Genomic DNA, 15,006 nt, shown 5'->3' with positions numbered 1-15,006 from the left:
ATTACTTGATAGAATCAGAAGCAGTTGTATCTGTTGACATTGTAGTAGAATCAGTTGTTGCAGTTGAATCTACAGTCGGAGTTTCTACAGAAGTTACTGTTGTAGTATCAGCCGCTTCATCAGCTGGCTTGCTCGTACAAGCAGCGAAAGTCACCATTCCGGCAACGAACGCCAATGCAAATATTTTTTTCATTTCTCTGGTGTTATTAAGGTTTGATACAAATGTAACAGGATTAATCTGAAATTTTCAAACTTCATGATTGCATTTTCCCAAGAACTTAAAATTTCCTTAGAAAGCTTGTTTCACATACATCAGCTTGCTTCCATTCCTTTATGACAAAACCAATGAAAACTATGCATTTACAAATAAGTAATTGTAACTTAAACAGACAGCAGCTGTAAGTAATAAATAAGAATACAGAATGCAATGAAGCCGGACAAAGGTATTTTCAACTTTATGAACGATAGCAAATGCCTGTTTTTAAAACAAAGTTGCGAAATAGTTCTATCACTTAATTGTATTTTATAGAGAATTCGGCTACTTACAAGTACAATTTGCCGTTTGATCCTGTTGAAAATCAGTATTTGAGTAGTACAATTAAACTTTGAAGCTAAGTTTTATACAGCCATGCGAAAAGAAAATCGTGCGGATAATGGAATGTTACCGGATGCAGCAAGTATTATTTGCAGCTGAAAGAAGCAGTTGTATTTACGCTATATATAAAAAAAGAAAAGCTCTATTTTCATAGAGCTTTTCAAAAATCCTGGCTTGTACTACTGATTACTTAACAGAATCAGAAGAAGCTGAATCCATTGACATTGTTGATGTTGAATCAGTTGCCATTGAATCTGATTCCATCATTGGAGATTCAGTTGTTGCAGCAGATGTAGTATCACCAGCAGATTCGTCAGCAGGTTTGCTTGTACAAGCAGCGAAAGTTACCATCCCGGCAACGAACGCAAGTGCAAATATTTTTTTCATTTCTTGGGTGTAATTAAGGTTCGATACAAATGTAACAGGATTAATCTGAATATTCCCAAACTTTGGTATTGTATTTTTCCAAGAACTTAAAATTTCCTTAGAAAACGCTTGAAATTCTTGGTTTTGTATAATTAAATCTACAAACCTCTCAAAACTTTATCTGATTTTCGGTTAAATGCCTTTACGCACGCGGCTATTTCAGGTAGTAAATCCGGGTTTTGTTCAATTCCGTTTCCTACTACAATGACATCCGCCCCGGCATTTAATGCATTGTCTGCTTTTTCATAGGAATCAATCCCGCCCCCGACAATAATGGGTGTATCCACGGTTTGGCGAACGGCTGCAATCGTTTCGGCTGTTACCGGAAACAATGCTCCGCTTCCGGCATCAAGGAATATGTTTTTTAATCCCAGAAACTCTCCTGCCAGAGCAGTACAGGCAACGATGCCCGGCTTGTCGCGGGGTAAGGGAATGGTGTTGCTTATATAGGAAACAGTTGTAAGCCTGCCGCTTTCTATCAGTAAATAGCCGGTTGGCAATACTTCAATGCCGCTTTGTTTCAGAAGTGGCGCAGCAATTACATGCTGCCCGATCAGCAAATCCGCATTACGTCCGGAAATCAGTGAAAGCAGCAGAATGGCATCTGCAGAAGGATCAATATGAAGGCTGCTGCCCGGAAAAAGGATAGCAGGAATGTCTGTATTCTGGTGAATTGCGGAAATAAGCTGATCAATGGCATAATGGGTAATGAGACTTCCTCCTACAAAAAAGAAATCCACGCCATGTTCTGCCGCATATTCAAGGAATGTCGGAAACGTAGAAAAATTTACTTTATCAGGATCTAAGAGAACAGCAAACGATTTCCTTTTTTCTGTTTTTCTTGTTGAAAGGAGGTCTGCGATTTTATGATTCGCTGTTTTCATTCAGTTTTACGTTCATCTGCAATTATATGGTTAAGCTTCTGACGTGCCCATCCTACTGCTAACGTCCATGCTAAACTTTGAACGGCTTGTCCAACTGCAAATTTGCTTTTCTTTTTATTAATTTTCTTTTTTTCTTCCTCGTACAGATAATCTTCTTCTTCATACTGATGCTTTTTGCCTTTCGGAAGAACTGCTTTCAGCAATACGATGGATGTCACAAGTACGCCTCCAATGATCAAAGCCTGCTTGCTGTACTGCGTTGCGTCACTTTTAAGATCGTTCCACTGAAGTTCAAGCTTGTCACGATAAAGATCTGCATCCAGCATCAGGTCCTGCTTATCTTTATCCGTGTCGGAAGAAAATGGTTTTGTGATCTTTACAGAAGAATCTATTGGAGAACTCATTTCATTATCTTGTTTAATGATGACCCGAAATTTTTAAAGAGGAATTCAAAAATAGTAATTTGAGTGTATTTTTCCCCAAATTACTATTTCAAATCTATCAATCCTCCTTTGCATGCATAATGCGGACGATGATTCCGCGGATAAATTCAATAATCTTTTCTTTGAGAACGATACAGATTGTAAGCAGTAAAGCAAAGAATGCCAGTAAAATCACATAACCAAGATAATCGCTGTCCAGCCATTTGTTCAGGAATGTCCCAAGCAATATAATCACCAAAATAAGTACTGTAAGGCCAATACAAAGCAAAATTGCGGCATATACCGCCATTACAACTGCACGCTCGATTTTATCCCTTGTTTCGATTTTAAATAAATCGATACGGGTTTCGAAATACTTGAAGAGCGTGTCCTTGATTTCCTCTAGTTGACTTAACATAGGCAGTATTTATCAAATCATGTATATCTATTTAAACTCACTTCGAGTTAGATTTTTACACTAATCCAAAAACATACCAAGTATTCCGGAAACAATGGAGACAACCAGACCAAAGAATAATGCGGACATAAACCCGCTTATTGAAAAACCGTCAACAAGATAACTTGCCAGATAAATGATAAATACATTGACAACGATGTAGAAAAGTCCAAGCGTCAGAATCGTAATGGGCAGCGCCAGTATCTGAAGTACGGGTTTCAGGAAAGTATTCAGGATTCCGAGCACAATCGCCACGATTACCGCCGTCATGGTGCCGGCAACTGCAACGCCGGGAACTATGTTAGCTGCGACAATAATAGCCAATGTGCTGATTACAAGACGTATTAACAACTTCATACAACATCCGTTTTTATTGGTGACGGCTGCGAAGTACGTTAATTACCTCATCTAAGTCAATGTTTTTCTGTTCCAGAAGCACCAGCAGGTGAAAAAGAAGATCCGAAACTTCATTTTTAAAAAGATCCTTGTCATCATCTTTGGCCTCAATCACAACTTCAACCGCTTCCTCGCCTACTTTCTGGGCAATTTTATTAATGCCTTTTTTGAACAGGCTGCTTGTATAGGACTCTTCCGACGGGTTTAATTTTCTTTCCCGTATGACCTCTTTCTGAAGATAGTTGAGAAAGGAAGCTTCCCCGATTCGTGTATCCTGGCTATTTTTTTCCCCAAAGCATGTATCGGAGCCGGTATGGCAGGTCGGGCCCGCAGGCGTGGCTTTTACCAGGATTGTATCGCCGTCGCAGTCCGCAGTTATTTCATTTACAAAAAGAAAATTGCCCGAAGTTTCGCCTTTTGTCCACAAGTTTTGTCTGCTGCGGCTGAAAAAGGTTACGGTTCCCTGGCTTTTTGTGATCTCAAGTGCTTCCTTGTTCATATAGCCAAGCATGAGAACCTTGTTTGTATTTACGTCCTGAATGATAGCCGGCACAAGCCCGTCCGATGATTTATCAAAATCTATTGTTGAAAAGGTATCGCTCATTTTACAATTTGATCATTTTGGCAAAGTTGCATTCTTTCCGGTAAATTCAGCTGAATTAATTCTGCATTATCAGCATTTAGAGTACGTAAAATATCCTATTTGGTCATTCTTACCGGCAGGTTTCTGTCATTAAGATATTTTTTCAGGTCCGGAATATCAATTTCGCGGAAATGAAAAATACTGGCTGCCAGGCCGGCATCCGCTTTTCCTGAGGTAAATACATCGTAAAAATGATCCATATTGCCTGCACCGCCCGAAGCAATGACCGGAATATTTGCATTGCCTGAAACCGTAGCCGTCAGTTCAAGTGCGAAGCCGTTTTTTGTTCCGTCCGTATCCATTGACGTAAGCAGGATTTCTCCGGCACCGCGTTCTTCCACTTCCTTTGCCCAGGGAATCGTACGGATTTCCGTAGGCTTGCGGCCGCCGTGTGTATGCACAATGTGTTCGTGTCCGTTTTCCGTCAACGTATAACGCGTGTCAATGGCAACCACAATGCACTGGCTTCCGAATTCCAGCGAAAGTTCGTTGATCAGATCCGGATTGCGGACAGCTGCCGAATTGATGGAAACCTTGTCCGCGCCGGCGTGAAGCAAAGCCGAAACGTCGCCGATGGAAGAAATTCCGCCGCCTACGGTAAAAGGAATGTTGATTGTATGCGCAACCCTGCGTACGAGCTCTATAAAGGTGGAACGTCCGTCAATCGTGGCGGTAATATCCAGATAAACAAGTTCGTCAGCTCCGTGTTCGGCATACATCGCGCCGAGTTCCACTGCATCGCCTGCATCCCGCAGGTTCACAAAATTAACGCCTTTTACGGTCCGGCCGTCTTTGACGTCCAGACACGGGATTATTCGTTTTGTAAGCATAGTTTAATTTGAAAAACGCTGTAGGTCGACGAGACTGATCCGGTTTTCATAAATGGCTTTTCCAATGATCACTCCATAGACATTCATTTCAGCCAGCTTTTCCACATCTCCGATTCCGCTTACGCCTCCGCTGGCAATGATTTTCAGATCCGGGCATTTATCCTGAAGATTCCGGTAAAGGTCAAAAGACGGGCCCTGCAGCAGACCGTCCTTGGCAACATCCGTACTGATCGCATACTGAATGCCTTTTTCGACATATTGTTCTACAAAATCGTAAACCCATATTTCAGTACCTTCTTCCCAGCCGCTGACCGCTACTTTTTCTTTCTTCGCATCTGCGCCCAGAATAATTTTTTCGCCGCCGTGAACGCTTATCCAGTTTTGGAATAAATCCGGCTGTTTTACAGCAATGCTTCCGCCCGTCACCTGCTTCGCACCGTTTTCAAACACGATTTTCAGGTCATCATCCGACTGGACGCCGCCGCCGAAATCAATATGCAGGGAAGTTCTGGAAGCTATTTTATCCAGCACTTTCCAGTTGACCACTTTTTTCGCCTTCGCCCCGTCCAGATCCACAAGGTGCAGACGCTTCAAACCCGCATCTTCAAATTGCAGGGCAACTTCAAGCGGATTTTCGTTGTATATCGTTTTCTGTCCGTAATCGCCCTGCGTAAGCCGGACGCACTTTCCTTCGATCAGGTCTATGGCTGGTATAATTTCAATCATTTTCAACAGGCCGGTTTTATCAGATATTTAAAAAGTTTTCCATGATCTTCTGCCCTGCATTTCCGCTGATCTCGCAATGGAACTGCGCTGCATAAAAATTGTCCTTCTGCAGCATGGCGCTGAAAGGAAGTACGTATTCGCAGCTCGCCACGGTATATTCACAAACCGGCGCCGCATAGCTGTGAACAAAATATACGTAAGCATTATCGGGAAGGTCGCCGGCAAGAACCGTTTTGTAATCCATGATATTGTTCCAGCCCATATGCGGCACTTTCATGCCCGGAACAGCCGGAAAACGTTTTACATCGACATTGAAGATTCCCATGCATTCCGTATTGTTTTCTTCCGAAAAACGGCACATCAGCTGCATACCGATGCAAGTACCGAACACAGGCTGTTTCAGTGAAGGAATGACTTTATCCAGACCCACTTTGCGAAGATAATTCATGGCTGTGCTGGCCTCGCCTACGCCGGGGAAAATCACCTTGTCCGCAGAACGGATTTCTTCTTCGTTGTCGGTATAAAGGTATGTCGCCCCGATGCGGTCCAGCGCGTACATGACGGACTGCACGTTTCCGGCGTTGTATTTGATTATAACTGTTTTCATTCGATCTGTTCTGAATTGAGACAAAAAAAGCCCGATTTTATCAATCGGGCTTCTGGGATACTATGTATTCAACCTTATTACAACACTACTTGCAAAAACACATTACCCAAGACGTCCGAAAGCCAGATGGCTTTGATGAAAACGATGATATGTTTCAGCTACTAACATGTTACAAATATAGGGAATTCTACGTATATCTGAAAGCGCTCTTTTAAATATTATATTAAAATTTGATTAGAAGATCTTGCAAATGCAGCCTTAAACTGCCATATCTCCTTTTACTTTTTGATCCGGTGCTTTTGGATGATTTCAAGTCAGTTGTTTTATTTACAATTCATTCTGTTCGTACCTTGCAGTCACATACAGGATTTTCACAATTCATGAAGCTATTTATTTCACAACTGTTTTTTTTCTTCATTATCTTGACAACTGTCGAATCAAAAGCACAGTCGGGCGAACTGGCGGACCGGCTTTACAATGCGCATGAAACTTACAAGGAAAGCACACTGACACAACGCCGCTTCAAGCAAAAGGACATTCTTCCGCTCATTGCCAAACGGCAGGGAAATCCGCTTTATATCATTGAAAAAGCCGGTGATTCCTTTGAAGGACGTCCTATTCAGATGATCACGGCCGGAAAAGGAAAGAAGAAAGTGTTGCTGTGGACGCAAATGCACGGCGACGAGCCCACGGCAACCATGGCCACTTTCGATATACTGAATTTTCTGGAAGGCAAAAATGACGGCTTCGACGACTTCCGCAAGGAACTGCTTGAAAAAACAACCTTGTACTTTGTCCCCATGCTCAATCCCGACGGTGTCGAACGGTACCAGCGCAGAACGGTTCAGGGCATTGACATGAACCGCGATGCAGCGGCCCGCCAAACGCCGGAAGCTGTAATCCTGAAAGGACTTGTGGATCAACTCAAACCGGATTTCGGCTTTAACCTGCACGACCAAAGCCCGAGGTATTCAGCGGGAAGAAGCCCCAAAGCGGCGACCATCTCTTTTCTGGCCACTTCCTACGATTATGAGCTTTCGATCAATGCAGTTCGCGAACGTTCCATGCAGCTTATTGTAGGCATGAACAAGATTCTGCAAAAGTATATTCCCGGACAGGTTGCACGTTACAGCGACGATCACGAACCGCGCGGCTTCGGCGACAATGTCCAGAAATGGGGAACAACGCTGGTGCTGATCGAATCGGGAGGTTATGTGGGCGATCCGGAAAAGCAATACATCCGCAAGCTTAATTTCATGGCAATCCTTTCCGCGCTGGACAAAATTGCAGACAATTCACTGACGAAGGAAAAACGCGACCATTATTACGACATTCCGGAAAACGGCCGCTGGCTTTATGATCTGGTGGTCAGAAATGCAACCGTAAAGCAATCCGGCAAAAGCTTTACGACTGATCTGGGCATCAACCGCAATGAAGTAAATTACGCCAATGCAAGCAAGTTTTTTTATTACAGTAAAATCGAGGACTTCGGCGATCTGCACCCGCAATACGGCAGCCAGGAAATAGATGCGACCGGACTTACCGTTGAAAAAGGAAAAGTGTATCCGACGGCATACAAGAACCTTGGCGAAATCAGCAAGCTTAATGCATTCAACCTTTTAAAAGAAGGCTACACGTACATAAGGCTGGCTCCGGATGCCGGAACACGTTCGCTTGGGCTGTATTTCATTGCGTCGCCATTGCACGTATTGCGAAGCGGACAGGCCACGCCGGCCGGAACACCCGGACTTGGAAATACAGCTACATTTATCCTGAAAAAAGGCAGTAAAGTAAAGTATGCAGTCGTAAATGGTTTTGTATACGACATGGAAAATTACGCAGCCACAAAAGGTCAGGGAATAATAGAATAAACTTCCCGCATTTTACTTCTTACATTTTCTGTTTTACTTAAAAAACCAAAACCCTCAGAAACAAAATTTGATTGTTAAAGAACAATCATGTTCCCGTAATCCTGCTGTTTTATACTTTTTGTTGTTGCTTTCCTGCGCCGAATAGAATATCTTCGGTTTTGGTTTTTTGTCTTGACAATTATTTTATTTCTGTGATCCTAAATCCTAAAACTGTTTAATGTCCGAATTCCAGGCTTACCTTCAATTGGGTTTCGACCATATAACAGATTCCAATGGCTATGACCACATTCTGTTCATCATGGCGCTCTGTTCCGTTTATACGCTTATCGACTGGAAAAAAGTAATTATTCTGGTAACTGCTTTTACAATCGGGCATTCGATAACGCTTGCACTGGCTACGACCGGGCTTGTCAGCGTTAATCCCGACTGGATTGAGCTTCTGATTCCGGTTACGATCATTATTACGGCCATACTGAACTTTTTTTACAAGGTTCCGGCCGCTTCTTTCAACCGCCAGGAAAAGGCTTCCGGCCTGAGGTACCCGTTTGCGTTGTTCTTCGGACTGATTCACGGTCTGGGATTTTCTAATTATCTGAGGGTATTACTCGGAAAGGAAGCAGAGATATTCAATCCATTGCTCGGCTTTAATGTCGGGCTGGAACTTGGTCAGCTGATTATCGTATTTGTTGTTCTGTCCGTTGCCTTTGTTGTAATCGAGTTGTTTAAAGTGCAGAGAATGAACTGGATCAATATTTTATCCGGAATCATTGTCGGCATGTCGCTTTCCCTTATCCTGAACAATGAATTTTTCAGAAATCTTGCAGGCTTGTCTGTCAATTAAAAGAACCTATATCCAATCACCAATATATATGAAAAAAGTACTGCTCCCTTTACTGATCTTGATGGTTTCTGTGGCCACGATGGCGCAGCAGTTGCCGAAATCACCGAATTATCAGGCCAATGACCGTTTTGAACAAATGGGCACAATGCTACCGACGCCCAATTCATACCGGGCAGCTTCCGGTGCCCCGGGCCGTGAATACTGGCAGCAACGTGCCGATTACGACATCAAAGCAGAACTGGACGACGATAACCGGCGCATTACCGGCTCGGAAACGATTACTTTTTTCAATAATTCTCCGGATGAACTGAAATACATCTGGATGCAGCTTGACCAGAACCTTTTTAAGAAAGACGGCATCGGAGCAACTTCCAGAACCGGCACGATCAGCGAAAAAGGCATGAGTACTACACAGCTTGAAGCAATGAACAACGGAAGAGGCTCATCACTTGACCCGAAAAAAGAATATGGGTATGAAATTGCAGCCGTAAAGGACAAAGCCGGCAAAGCATTGCCATACAAAATCGTGAACACCATGATGCGCATTGACCTTCCCGTTGCCATGAAGCCGGGTACCAATGTGGTTTTCAGCGTAGACTGGAGTTACAACATCACAGAATATTACGGCCGCAGCGGGTATGAGTATTTTCCGAAAGACGGCAATGCCAATTATTTTATTGCACACTGGTTTCCGCGCCTTGCGCCTTATGATGATGTAAACGGCTGGAACCACAAGCAATTTCTGGGACAAGGAGAATTTGCATTGATTTTCGGGAATTACAAAGTAGCCATTACCGTTCCTGCCGACCATGTTGTAGCGGCCAGCGGCGAATGCCAGAACTACGCACAAGTACTTACGGCAACACAGAAACAACGTCTTAAGAAAGCCGAAACTTCCAAAACGCCCGTTATCATTGTAACGCAGGCCGAAGCGGAAAAAGCAGAAAAACGTGAGAACAAGTCGCCGGGAAAGAAAACCTGGATTTACAAAGCCGACAACGTTCGTGACTTTGCATTTGCAAGCAGCCGTAAATTCATCTGGGATGCCATGCAAACCGACGTTTACAAAGATGGCCGCAAAATATGGTGCATGTCCATTTACCCGAAAGAAGGCAATCCGCTCTGGGAGCAATATTCCACCCGCGCTGTTGCACATACGCTGAAATCGTATGGAGCACGTACTTTTGAATACCCTTATCCGGTTGCTATTTCCTGCCATTCCGTTGCAGGCGGCGGCATGGAATATCCGATGATCAGTTTCAACGGCGGTCGTCCGGAAGAAGACGGAACATACAGCGAAGCTGTTAAATACGGCATGATCGGCGTAATCATTCATGAAGTCGGACATAACTTTTTCCCGATGATCGTCAATTCCGACGAACGTCAGTGGGCATGGATGGACGAAGGGCTGAATACATTCTGTCAGTATCTTGCCGAAAAAGAGTGGGATTTCAACTTTCCTACCAGACGCGGCGAGCCTAATCAGATTACCGATTACATGTCTTCCGACAAATCGGTACTTTCCCCGATTATGTCTTCTGCTGAAAACGTAATCGGTCTGGGACCAAATGCCTATGCAAAACCCGCAACGGCACTGAACATTCTGCGTGAAACCGTTATGGGCCGTGAGCTTTTTGATCATGCTTTCAAGGAATATGCTAATCGCTGGCGGTTCAAAAGCCCTACGCCTGCTGATTTCTTCCGCACGATGGAAGATGCTTCGGGCGTGGATCTTGACTGGTTCTGGAAAGGATGGTTTTACGGAGTCGAGCCTGTTGATCAGGACCTTGTAAGTGTTGACTGGTTTAGCATCGATACACAAAATCCGGAAATTGAAAAAGAACTGGCCCGCAAAGAAGCAGCCCGCAAGCAGGCCACGATCAGTAAAATCCGTGATGCGCAGACCAAAGGTGAAACCGTTGTGGCGCAGGATTCCACCATGGCCGATTTTTACAACCGCTATGATCCTTACAAAGTTACGGATGCCGATCGTCAGAAGTATGAGCAGTACTTGGCCGGACTATCACAAAGTGACAGGGAACTGATCCAGAACAATACCAATTTTTATACGCTTTCATTGAAAAACAAAGGCGGTTTGCCGATGCCGGTGATTGTTAAAATGGAATTTGAAGACGGCACAGATTCCGTAGCAACTTTCCCCGCTGAAATCTGGCGCTTCAATGATCAGGAAATCAGCAAGGTTATATCGACGAGCAAGAAAGTGACGCAATGGACGCTGGACCCTTATTTCCAGATTGCTGACATTGATACCGAAAACAATTCTTTTCCGCGTATTGCCAAGCCTACCCGCTTTCAGATATTCAAGCAGCAGCAGCTCAGACGCGCTCCGAACCCGATGCAAATGCAAGGAGCCGGCGCCGGAAAGATCAGCAGCGACCCCAAGAATTAACACCCCGAAAATGCACAATGGCGGCCTTCCGGAAAATTTTCCGGAAGGCTTTTTTTGTCTGAATCCAGAATAAGCTTACTTTGACAAAATCCTTTGAGTCACAACTCATTCAAATGCCTGAATCAAAATCTGAAATTGCAGCATTTGGATTTACAATCTGTAAAAAGCAACTTTCGAACTTCAATCCGTACCAAAATGAACATCGTAATCCTTGACGGCTACACGCTTAATCCCGGCGACCTTGACTGGACACCGCTTACCAAACTGGGAAATGTAACCATATACGACCGTTCCGGTGAAAATCAGATTGTGGAGCGTTCAAAAGAAGCTGATGCCTTGCTGGTGAATAAAGTTGTTCTTTCTGAAAAAATAATAAGCCAGCTTCCAAATGTAAAGTACATCGGCGTGATGGCGACCGGCTTTAATAACATTGATATTGCGGCTACCCGAAAACTGGGAATTACCGTAACGAACGTAAAAGCATATAGTTCAGCTTCTGTTGCGCAACATACTTTTGCCATGCTGCTTTCCCTTGTAAACCGGATTGAAACACACAGCCAGAGCGTTTTTAATGGTGACTGGGTAAACGCACCGGATTTCAGCTATACCAAAACACCGTTGACCGAACTGGCCGGCAAAACCATGGGGCTTGTCGGATTCGGGGATATCGGTTCGCAAGTAGCTCAGATTGCATTGGCATTTGGAATGAAAGTCATTGCTTACCGAAAACATCCGGCTGCTGTAAACGGAGTGGAAATGACAACGCTAGAAAATGTCTTCAAAAACAGCGATGTAGTCAGCTTGCATTGTCCGTTAACAGACGAAACCAAGGAGATGGTGAACGCACAGCGACTTGCAACAATGAAACCGAATGCCATAATTCTGAACACAGGACGCGGACCACTGATCCAGGAAACGGATCTTGCCGATGCACTGAAAAAAGGAATTATTGCCGGCGCCGGACTGGATGTTTTGTCAGCAGAACCGCCAAAACCGGACAATCCTTTGTTGTCTGCGCCGAATTGCGTCATCACGCCGCATGTGGCATGGGCAACGTTCGAGGCCAGAAAGCGTTTGCTGCAGATCGCTGCCGACAATCTGGATAGTTTTATACGTGGCGATCAAAAGAACGTGGTATAAAGCCCTTTCTAAGGAGCTTTATTTTTTGTCCCAATTTTCTTTCATATCCTCGTAGGATTCCTTGCTGACCGTTTTCTCACTCTTCGGTTTGGAAATTCCTTTTTTCTTGCGTGCATTGATGTTGTTGACCAATGAATTTTTAACGCCCAGTTTGTTCTTTTTTGTTGCGGTTTTGCTTTTTGCCTTAGCCATGTTATTGAGGTTTTTTATTTGATTATCTCAATTATTATGCCCGGCCTGTTTCTTGTATGGAAGAAATACTTTTCTAAATTATTGAAATTGCAATTCATTGATTTCGATAATCTACTCGGCTTTCATTTCAATACGTTCTGAATTTAAAAGAACTGCATTTGGAACAGCATTTCCGATGGCAGTTCTTACCAATTTGAAAAGCATACGCTTTTTTTCGGGAACCCTGCGATGTATTCGTCCATATTCTTTGGTTTCATAAATGCCGCTTTGTCACAATGATTAAGTTCTCAAACCGCATTTACAGGAAAGTATAAATCTGAAGCGTCTTCCTAAAATCCTTACCATAAGGTTTTTATAAAAGCAGGATATTAAAAGCAGATTAATCAAAAGTATATTCGGCTATAACTTTGCCTTAATACTATTTATAATATGCCGGTATTAAATCCGGCAGATCCGCATTCCAAAGTTACTTTACCAAAAATCTGAATTAAAAACTATTATGCTAAAAAAATTACTTGTCCTGTCTCTTGTAATTGCAAGTGCAGCCTCATCGTATGCGCAACAGTTTAAAGTTTTACTCTTTACCAAAACGGCTGGTTTCCACCATACTTCTATTCATGAAGGTGTTGCCGGCATAAGAAACCTTGCAGCAAGGCACAACTTTACCGTTGACTGGCAGGAAAATGCTTCTGTGTTCAATGAAAAACAACTGAACAATTACAATGCGGTCATTTTTTTAAATACGACAGGCGATATCCTGAATGCGGAGCAACAAACGGCATTCGAGAAATTTATCCAGTCGGGAAAAGGCTGGGTGGGCATTCACGCCGCAGCAGATACGGAATACGAATGGCCCTGGTATACAAAAATGGTTGGTATGATGTTTAAAATTCATCCGGAACAGCAGACTGCTTACCTTGATGTTGTAGACAGCAACTTTCCCGGCATGGAACGGTTTCCAAAAAGAATGATCTGGACAGATGAATGGTATGAATACCAAAAGCCGTATAAATCCAACGATCTTAAATTTCTGGTCGGCGTTGATGAAAAAAGCTATGATCCGAAAGCCAGCTGGGGCAACGATAATAAAAGTGCAGGAATGGGCGATTTTCATCCGATTGCATGGTACCATAATTACGACGGCGGCAGAGCTTTCTATACCGGTCTCGGCCACATCGGGCTTGTCTACTCCGACCAGACTTTTCTAGATCATCTTTATGGTGGAATTTACTGGGCTGCAACCGGAAAAGGCGTAAAGTAAAAGCAAGAATCCATTTTTAAATAAGTAACAGAAAAGGGGACAGATCATGGAATCTGTCCCCTTTTCTGTTACTGCCATCGGCAAAAGCCACAATTTCGCTTCAAAGCTGTCACAGCATACCCCTTTAAAAGTCGCAGTACCCCCCTTCCAAACCAGCACGGGTTTAGTAAACTTGTAACAACTATTTTTTAATAACATTTTCAACTAACTGTACTTTACTCCAATGAACAGCTCCATATATCCTTGCTTGTGGTTTGACGGAAATGCGAAAGCTGCGGCAGAATTTTACTGCTCTGTATTCAAGAACTCAAAAATCCTGCAGGAAAATCCGGTCGTAGTCACTTTCGAGCTCAATGGCTATAAAGTTATGGGCCTTAACGGCGGACCGAAATTCAGATTCAGCGAGGCTTTTTCATTTGTTATCAACTGTGACACGCAGGATGAAATTGATTATTACTGGCAAAAGCTTACTGCCGATGGCGGCCGGGAAGATCAATGCGGCTGGTTGAAGGACAAATACGGCTTTTCATGGCAAGTGGTTCCTTCAGTACTCAGCAAACTGATGTCGGATCCTGAAAGAGGGCAGCGCGTAATGCAGGCTATTCTGCAAATGAAAAAGCTGGATATTGAAAAACTTGAGAATGCATGATGAAAAGCCTTGCACCTTGTTTGTGAAGACACAAACATAACCGGAATGCGTAGTTTGTGTCCTCACAAACGAAGTGCGAAGCTATTCCGGATTAGATTCTTTCTGATATGTGTGTAAGAAATTTGAATTCGTCTTTTCCGGTCATGTAAAAGCTGGCCGAAGAGAAGCGATATTGCTCAGGAGCGGCAGCCAACTGCCACTTTTCCTGTACCGGAATGTTGTGTATGTATGTCAGTTTTGAAAGGAATATTGTGGATGAAAATACCTGTGTGGCAAGTGAATTCATTTGCCAGAAATGATACTTTCTCGTTCTGAAATCTACCCTGTACTGTTCTAGTAATTCCGGATCATTCTTTCGCAAATCCTTCTGGAAAAGATGACTTGTATATTTCATAAAACTTGCATGCGGATACTCTTTTCCATTGGTCTCAAGTAATTCCCATATCAGGTGAATGTGGTCTGGCATGATTACGAAACCGTAAACTGCCATTTTTCTGCAATGGACCAGATAGTACAAACTGTCAAGTACAACGCATTTATATTTTTCAGATTGCAGTAAATTCCGCTGTTTCGTAATGGTTGCTGTATAAAGGTAAATTTCCCCAAGTTCCATTTTTGAATATTCCGATTAAAGCACATATTTATACTTTACGTAA

18 protein-coding genes are annotated in these 15,006 nt (G+C 43.3%); 6 read left to right on the top strand and 12 right to left on the bottom strand.

Translation table 11 applies throughout. The annotated features are described in order from the left end of the window. Nucleotide 1: 1 nt before the first annotated feature. From FEM55_RS17430 to hisH, 10 genes are all read right to left on the bottom strand, one after another. Nucleotides 2-193, bottom strand: a complete 192-nt coding sequence (locus FEM55_RS17430) for a hypothetical protein (protein WP_138282683.1) — start codon at nucleotides 191-193, stop codon at nucleotides 2-4. 588 nt (nucleotides 194-781) lie between these two features. Continuing rightward, the gene (locus FEM55_RS17425; RefSeq protein ID WP_138282682.1) at nucleotides 782-982 is read right to left on the bottom strand and encodes a hypothetical protein; all 201 of its coding nucleotides are present in this window, start codon (nucleotides 980-982) and stop codon (nucleotides 782-784) included. Between the two features lie 137 nt (nucleotides 983-1,119). Then, entirely contained in the window at nucleotides 1,120-1,905 is a 786-nt protein-coding gene (locus FEM55_RS17420) for a phosphoglycerol geranylgeranyltransferase (protein WP_138282681.1), read from the bottom strand. Then, nucleotides 1,902-2,309 carry a hypothetical protein gene (locus FEM55_RS17415; protein WP_138282680.1) on the bottom strand — a complete coding sequence of 136 codons (408 nt, stop codon included), beginning with the start codon at nucleotides 2,307-2,309 and terminating at the stop codon, nucleotides 1,902-1,904. The genes FEM55_RS17420 and FEM55_RS17415 overlap by 4 nt, the downstream gene beginning before the upstream one ends. A gap of 97 nt (nucleotides 2,310-2,406) precedes the next feature. Then, entirely contained in the window at nucleotides 2,407-2,745 is a 339-nt protein-coding gene (locus FEM55_RS17410; RefSeq protein ID WP_138282679.1) for a phage holin family protein, read from the bottom strand. A 60-nt stretch (nucleotides 2,746-2,805) separates the two neighbouring features. Next, a complete protein-coding gene (locus FEM55_RS17405; protein WP_138282678.1) occupies nucleotides 2,806-3,141 on the bottom strand; it encodes a phage holin family protein in 336 nt (111 codons plus the stop codon). Between the two features lie 13 nt (nucleotides 3,142-3,154). Continuing rightward, nucleotides 3,155-3,784, bottom strand: a complete 630-nt coding sequence (gene hisIE, locus FEM55_RS17400) for a bifunctional phosphoribosyl-AMP cyclohydrolase/phosphoribosyl-ATP diphosphatase HisIE (RefSeq protein ID WP_138282677.1) — start codon at nucleotides 3,782-3,784, stop codon at nucleotides 3,155-3,157. 95 nt (nucleotides 3,785-3,879) lie between these two features. Further along, nucleotides 3,880-4,653 carry an imidazole glycerol phosphate synthase subunit HisF gene (gene hisF, locus FEM55_RS17395; protein WP_138282676.1) on the bottom strand — a complete coding sequence of 258 codons (774 nt, stop codon included), beginning with the start codon at nucleotides 4,651-4,653 and terminating at the stop codon, nucleotides 3,880-3,882. 3 nt (nucleotides 4,654-4,656) lie between these two features. Beyond that, complete coding sequence (gene hisA / locus FEM55_RS17390) at nucleotides 4,657-5,379, bottom strand: 1-(5-phosphoribosyl)-5-[(5-phosphoribosylamino)methylideneamino]imidazole-4-carboxamide isomerase (RefSeq protein WP_138282675.1); 723 nt, start codon at nucleotides 5,377-5,379, stop codon at nucleotides 4,657-4,659. 19 nt (nucleotides 5,380-5,398) lie between these two features. Beyond that, nucleotides 5,399-5,986 carry an imidazole glycerol phosphate synthase subunit HisH gene (gene hisH / locus FEM55_RS17385; RefSeq protein WP_138282674.1) on the bottom strand — a complete coding sequence of 196 codons (588 nt, stop codon included), beginning with the start codon at nucleotides 5,984-5,986 and terminating at the stop codon, nucleotides 5,399-5,401. Nucleotides 5,987-6,366: 380 nt separating this feature from the next. On the opposite strand from hisH, the gene FEM55_RS17380 reads away from it, so the two are divergent. The 4 genes from FEM55_RS17380 (at nucleotide 6,367) to FEM55_RS17365 (ending at nucleotide 12,248) form a co-directional block, all read left to right on the top strand. Beyond that, nucleotides 6,367-7,857: a M14 family zinc carboxypeptidase gene (locus FEM55_RS17380; protein ID WP_138282673.1), complete on the top strand. Its 1,491-nt coding sequence runs from the start codon at nucleotides 6,367-6,369 to the stop codon at nucleotides 7,855-7,857. A gap of 217 nt (nucleotides 7,858-8,074) precedes the next feature. Beyond that, the gene (locus tag FEM55_RS17375; RefSeq protein WP_138282672.1) at nucleotides 8,075-8,698 is read left to right on the top strand and encodes a HupE/UreJ family protein; all 624 of its coding nucleotides are present in this window, start codon (nucleotides 8,075-8,077) and stop codon (nucleotides 8,696-8,698) included. 28 nt (nucleotides 8,699-8,726) lie between these two features. Next, nucleotides 8,727-11,108: a M1 family metallopeptidase gene (locus FEM55_RS17370; protein ID WP_138282671.1), complete on the top strand. Its 2,382-nt coding sequence runs from the start codon at nucleotides 8,727-8,729 to the stop codon at nucleotides 11,106-11,108. 195 nt (nucleotides 11,109-11,303) lie between these two features. Continuing rightward, a complete protein-coding gene (locus FEM55_RS17365; protein WP_138282670.1) occupies nucleotides 11,304-12,248 on the top strand; it encodes a D-2-hydroxyacid dehydrogenase in 945 nt (314 codons plus the stop codon). An 18-nt stretch (nucleotides 12,249-12,266) separates the two neighbouring features. On the opposite strand, the gene FEM55_RS25015 is transcribed toward FEM55_RS17365, so the two are convergent. Then, the gene (locus FEM55_RS25015; protein WP_171036600.1) at nucleotides 12,267-12,440 is read right to left on the bottom strand and encodes a hypothetical protein; all 174 of its coding nucleotides are present in this window, start codon (nucleotides 12,438-12,440) and stop codon (nucleotides 12,267-12,269) included. A 499-nt stretch (nucleotides 12,441-12,939) separates the two neighbouring features. Between FEM55_RS25015 and FEM55_RS17360 the strand changes: the two genes are divergently transcribed. Then, nucleotides 12,940-13,701, top strand: a complete 762-nt coding sequence (locus tag FEM55_RS17360; protein WP_138282669.1) for a ThuA domain-containing protein — start codon at nucleotides 12,940-12,942, stop codon at nucleotides 13,699-13,701. Nucleotides 13,702-13,924: 223 nt separating this feature from the next. After that, on the top strand, nucleotides 13,925-14,350 hold the full coding sequence (locus tag FEM55_RS17355) for a VOC family protein (RefSeq protein WP_138282668.1): 426 nt from the start codon (nucleotides 13,925-13,927) through the stop codon (nucleotides 14,348-14,350). A 91-nt stretch (nucleotides 14,351-14,441) separates the two neighbouring features. On the opposite strand, the gene FEM55_RS17350 is transcribed toward FEM55_RS17355, so the two are convergent. After that, nucleotides 14,442-14,963, bottom strand: a complete 522-nt coding sequence (locus FEM55_RS17350; protein ID WP_138282667.1) for a transposase — start codon at nucleotides 14,961-14,963, stop codon at nucleotides 14,442-14,444. Between the last annotated feature and the right edge of the window lie 43 nt (nucleotides 14,964-15,006).

Origin of the sequence: Dyadobacter sediminis (assembly GCF_005860765.1) — a bacterium.
Lineage (GTDB): Bacteria > Bacteroidota > Bacteroidia > Cytophagales > Spirosomataceae > Dyadobacter > Dyadobacter sediminis.
The sequence above is the reverse complement of the archived record's forward strand: the minus strand, read 5'-3'. Positions and strand labels throughout refer to the sequence as shown.

Bases quoted from the DNA above. Each gene is read 5' to 3' on its own strand.
- FEM55_RS17425 (WP_138282682.1), bottom strand. From the start codon at position 982: ATGAAAAAAATATTTGCACTTGCGTTCGTTGCCGGGATGGTAACTTTC.
- FEM55_RS17410 (WP_138282679.1), bottom strand. From the start codon at position 2,745: ATGTTAAGTCAACTAGAGGAAATCAAGGACACGCTCTTCAAGTATTTC.
- hisIE (WP_138282677.1), bottom strand. From the start codon at position 3,784: ATGAGCGATACCTTTTCAACAATAGATTTTGATAAATCATCGGACGGG.
- FEM55_RS17350 (WP_138282667.1), bottom strand. From the start codon at position 14,963: ATGGAACTTGGGGAAATTTACCTTTATACAGCAACCATTACGAAACAG.
- hisA (WP_138282675.1), bottom strand. From the start codon at position 5,379: ATGATTGAAATTATACCAGCCATAGACCTGATCGAAGGAAAGTGCGTC.
- FEM55_RS17365 (WP_138282670.1), top strand. From the start codon at position 11,304: ATGAACATCGTAATCCTTGACGGCTACACGCTTAATCCCGGCGACCTT.
- FEM55_RS17360 (WP_138282669.1), top strand. From the start codon at position 12,940: ATGCTAAAAAAATTACTTGTCCTGTCTCTTGTAATTGCAAGTGCAGCC.
- FEM55_RS25015 (WP_171036600.1), bottom strand. From the start codon at position 12,440: ATGGCTAAGGCAAAAAGCAAAACCGCAACAAAAAAGAACAAACTGGGC.
- hisH (WP_138282674.1), bottom strand. From the start codon at position 5,986: ATGAAAACAGTTATAATCAAATACAACGCCGGAAACGTGCAGTCCGTC.
- FEM55_RS17415 (WP_138282680.1), bottom strand. From the start codon at position 2,309: ATGAGTTCTCCAATAGATTCTTCTGTAAAGATCACAAAACCATTTTCT.
- FEM55_RS17355 (WP_138282668.1), top strand. From the start codon at position 13,925: ATGAACAGCTCCATATATCCTTGCTTGTGGTTTGACGGAAATGCGAAA.
- hisF (WP_138282676.1), bottom strand. From the start codon at position 4,653: ATGCTTACAAAACGAATAATCCCGTGTCTGGACGTCAAAGACGGCCGG.
- FEM55_RS17370 (WP_138282671.1), top strand. From the start codon at position 8,727: ATGAAAAAAGTACTGCTCCCTTTACTGATCTTGATGGTTTCTGTGGCC.
- FEM55_RS17375 (WP_138282672.1), top strand. From the start codon at position 8,075: ATGTCCGAATTCCAGGCTTACCTTCAATTGGGTTTCGACCATATAACA.
- FEM55_RS17420 (WP_138282681.1), bottom strand. From the start codon at position 1,905: ATGAAAACAGCGAATCATAAAATCGCAGACCTCCTTTCAACAAGAAAA.
- FEM55_RS17380 (WP_138282673.1), top strand. From the start codon at position 6,367: ATGAAGCTATTTATTTCACAACTGTTTTTTTTCTTCATTATCTTGACA.
- FEM55_RS17405 (WP_138282678.1), bottom strand. From the start codon at position 3,141: ATGAAGTTGTTAATACGTCTTGTAATCAGCACATTGGCTATTATTGTC.
- FEM55_RS17430 (WP_138282683.1), bottom strand. From the start codon at position 193: ATGAAAAAAATATTTGCATTGGCGTTCGTTGCCGGAATGGTGACTTTC.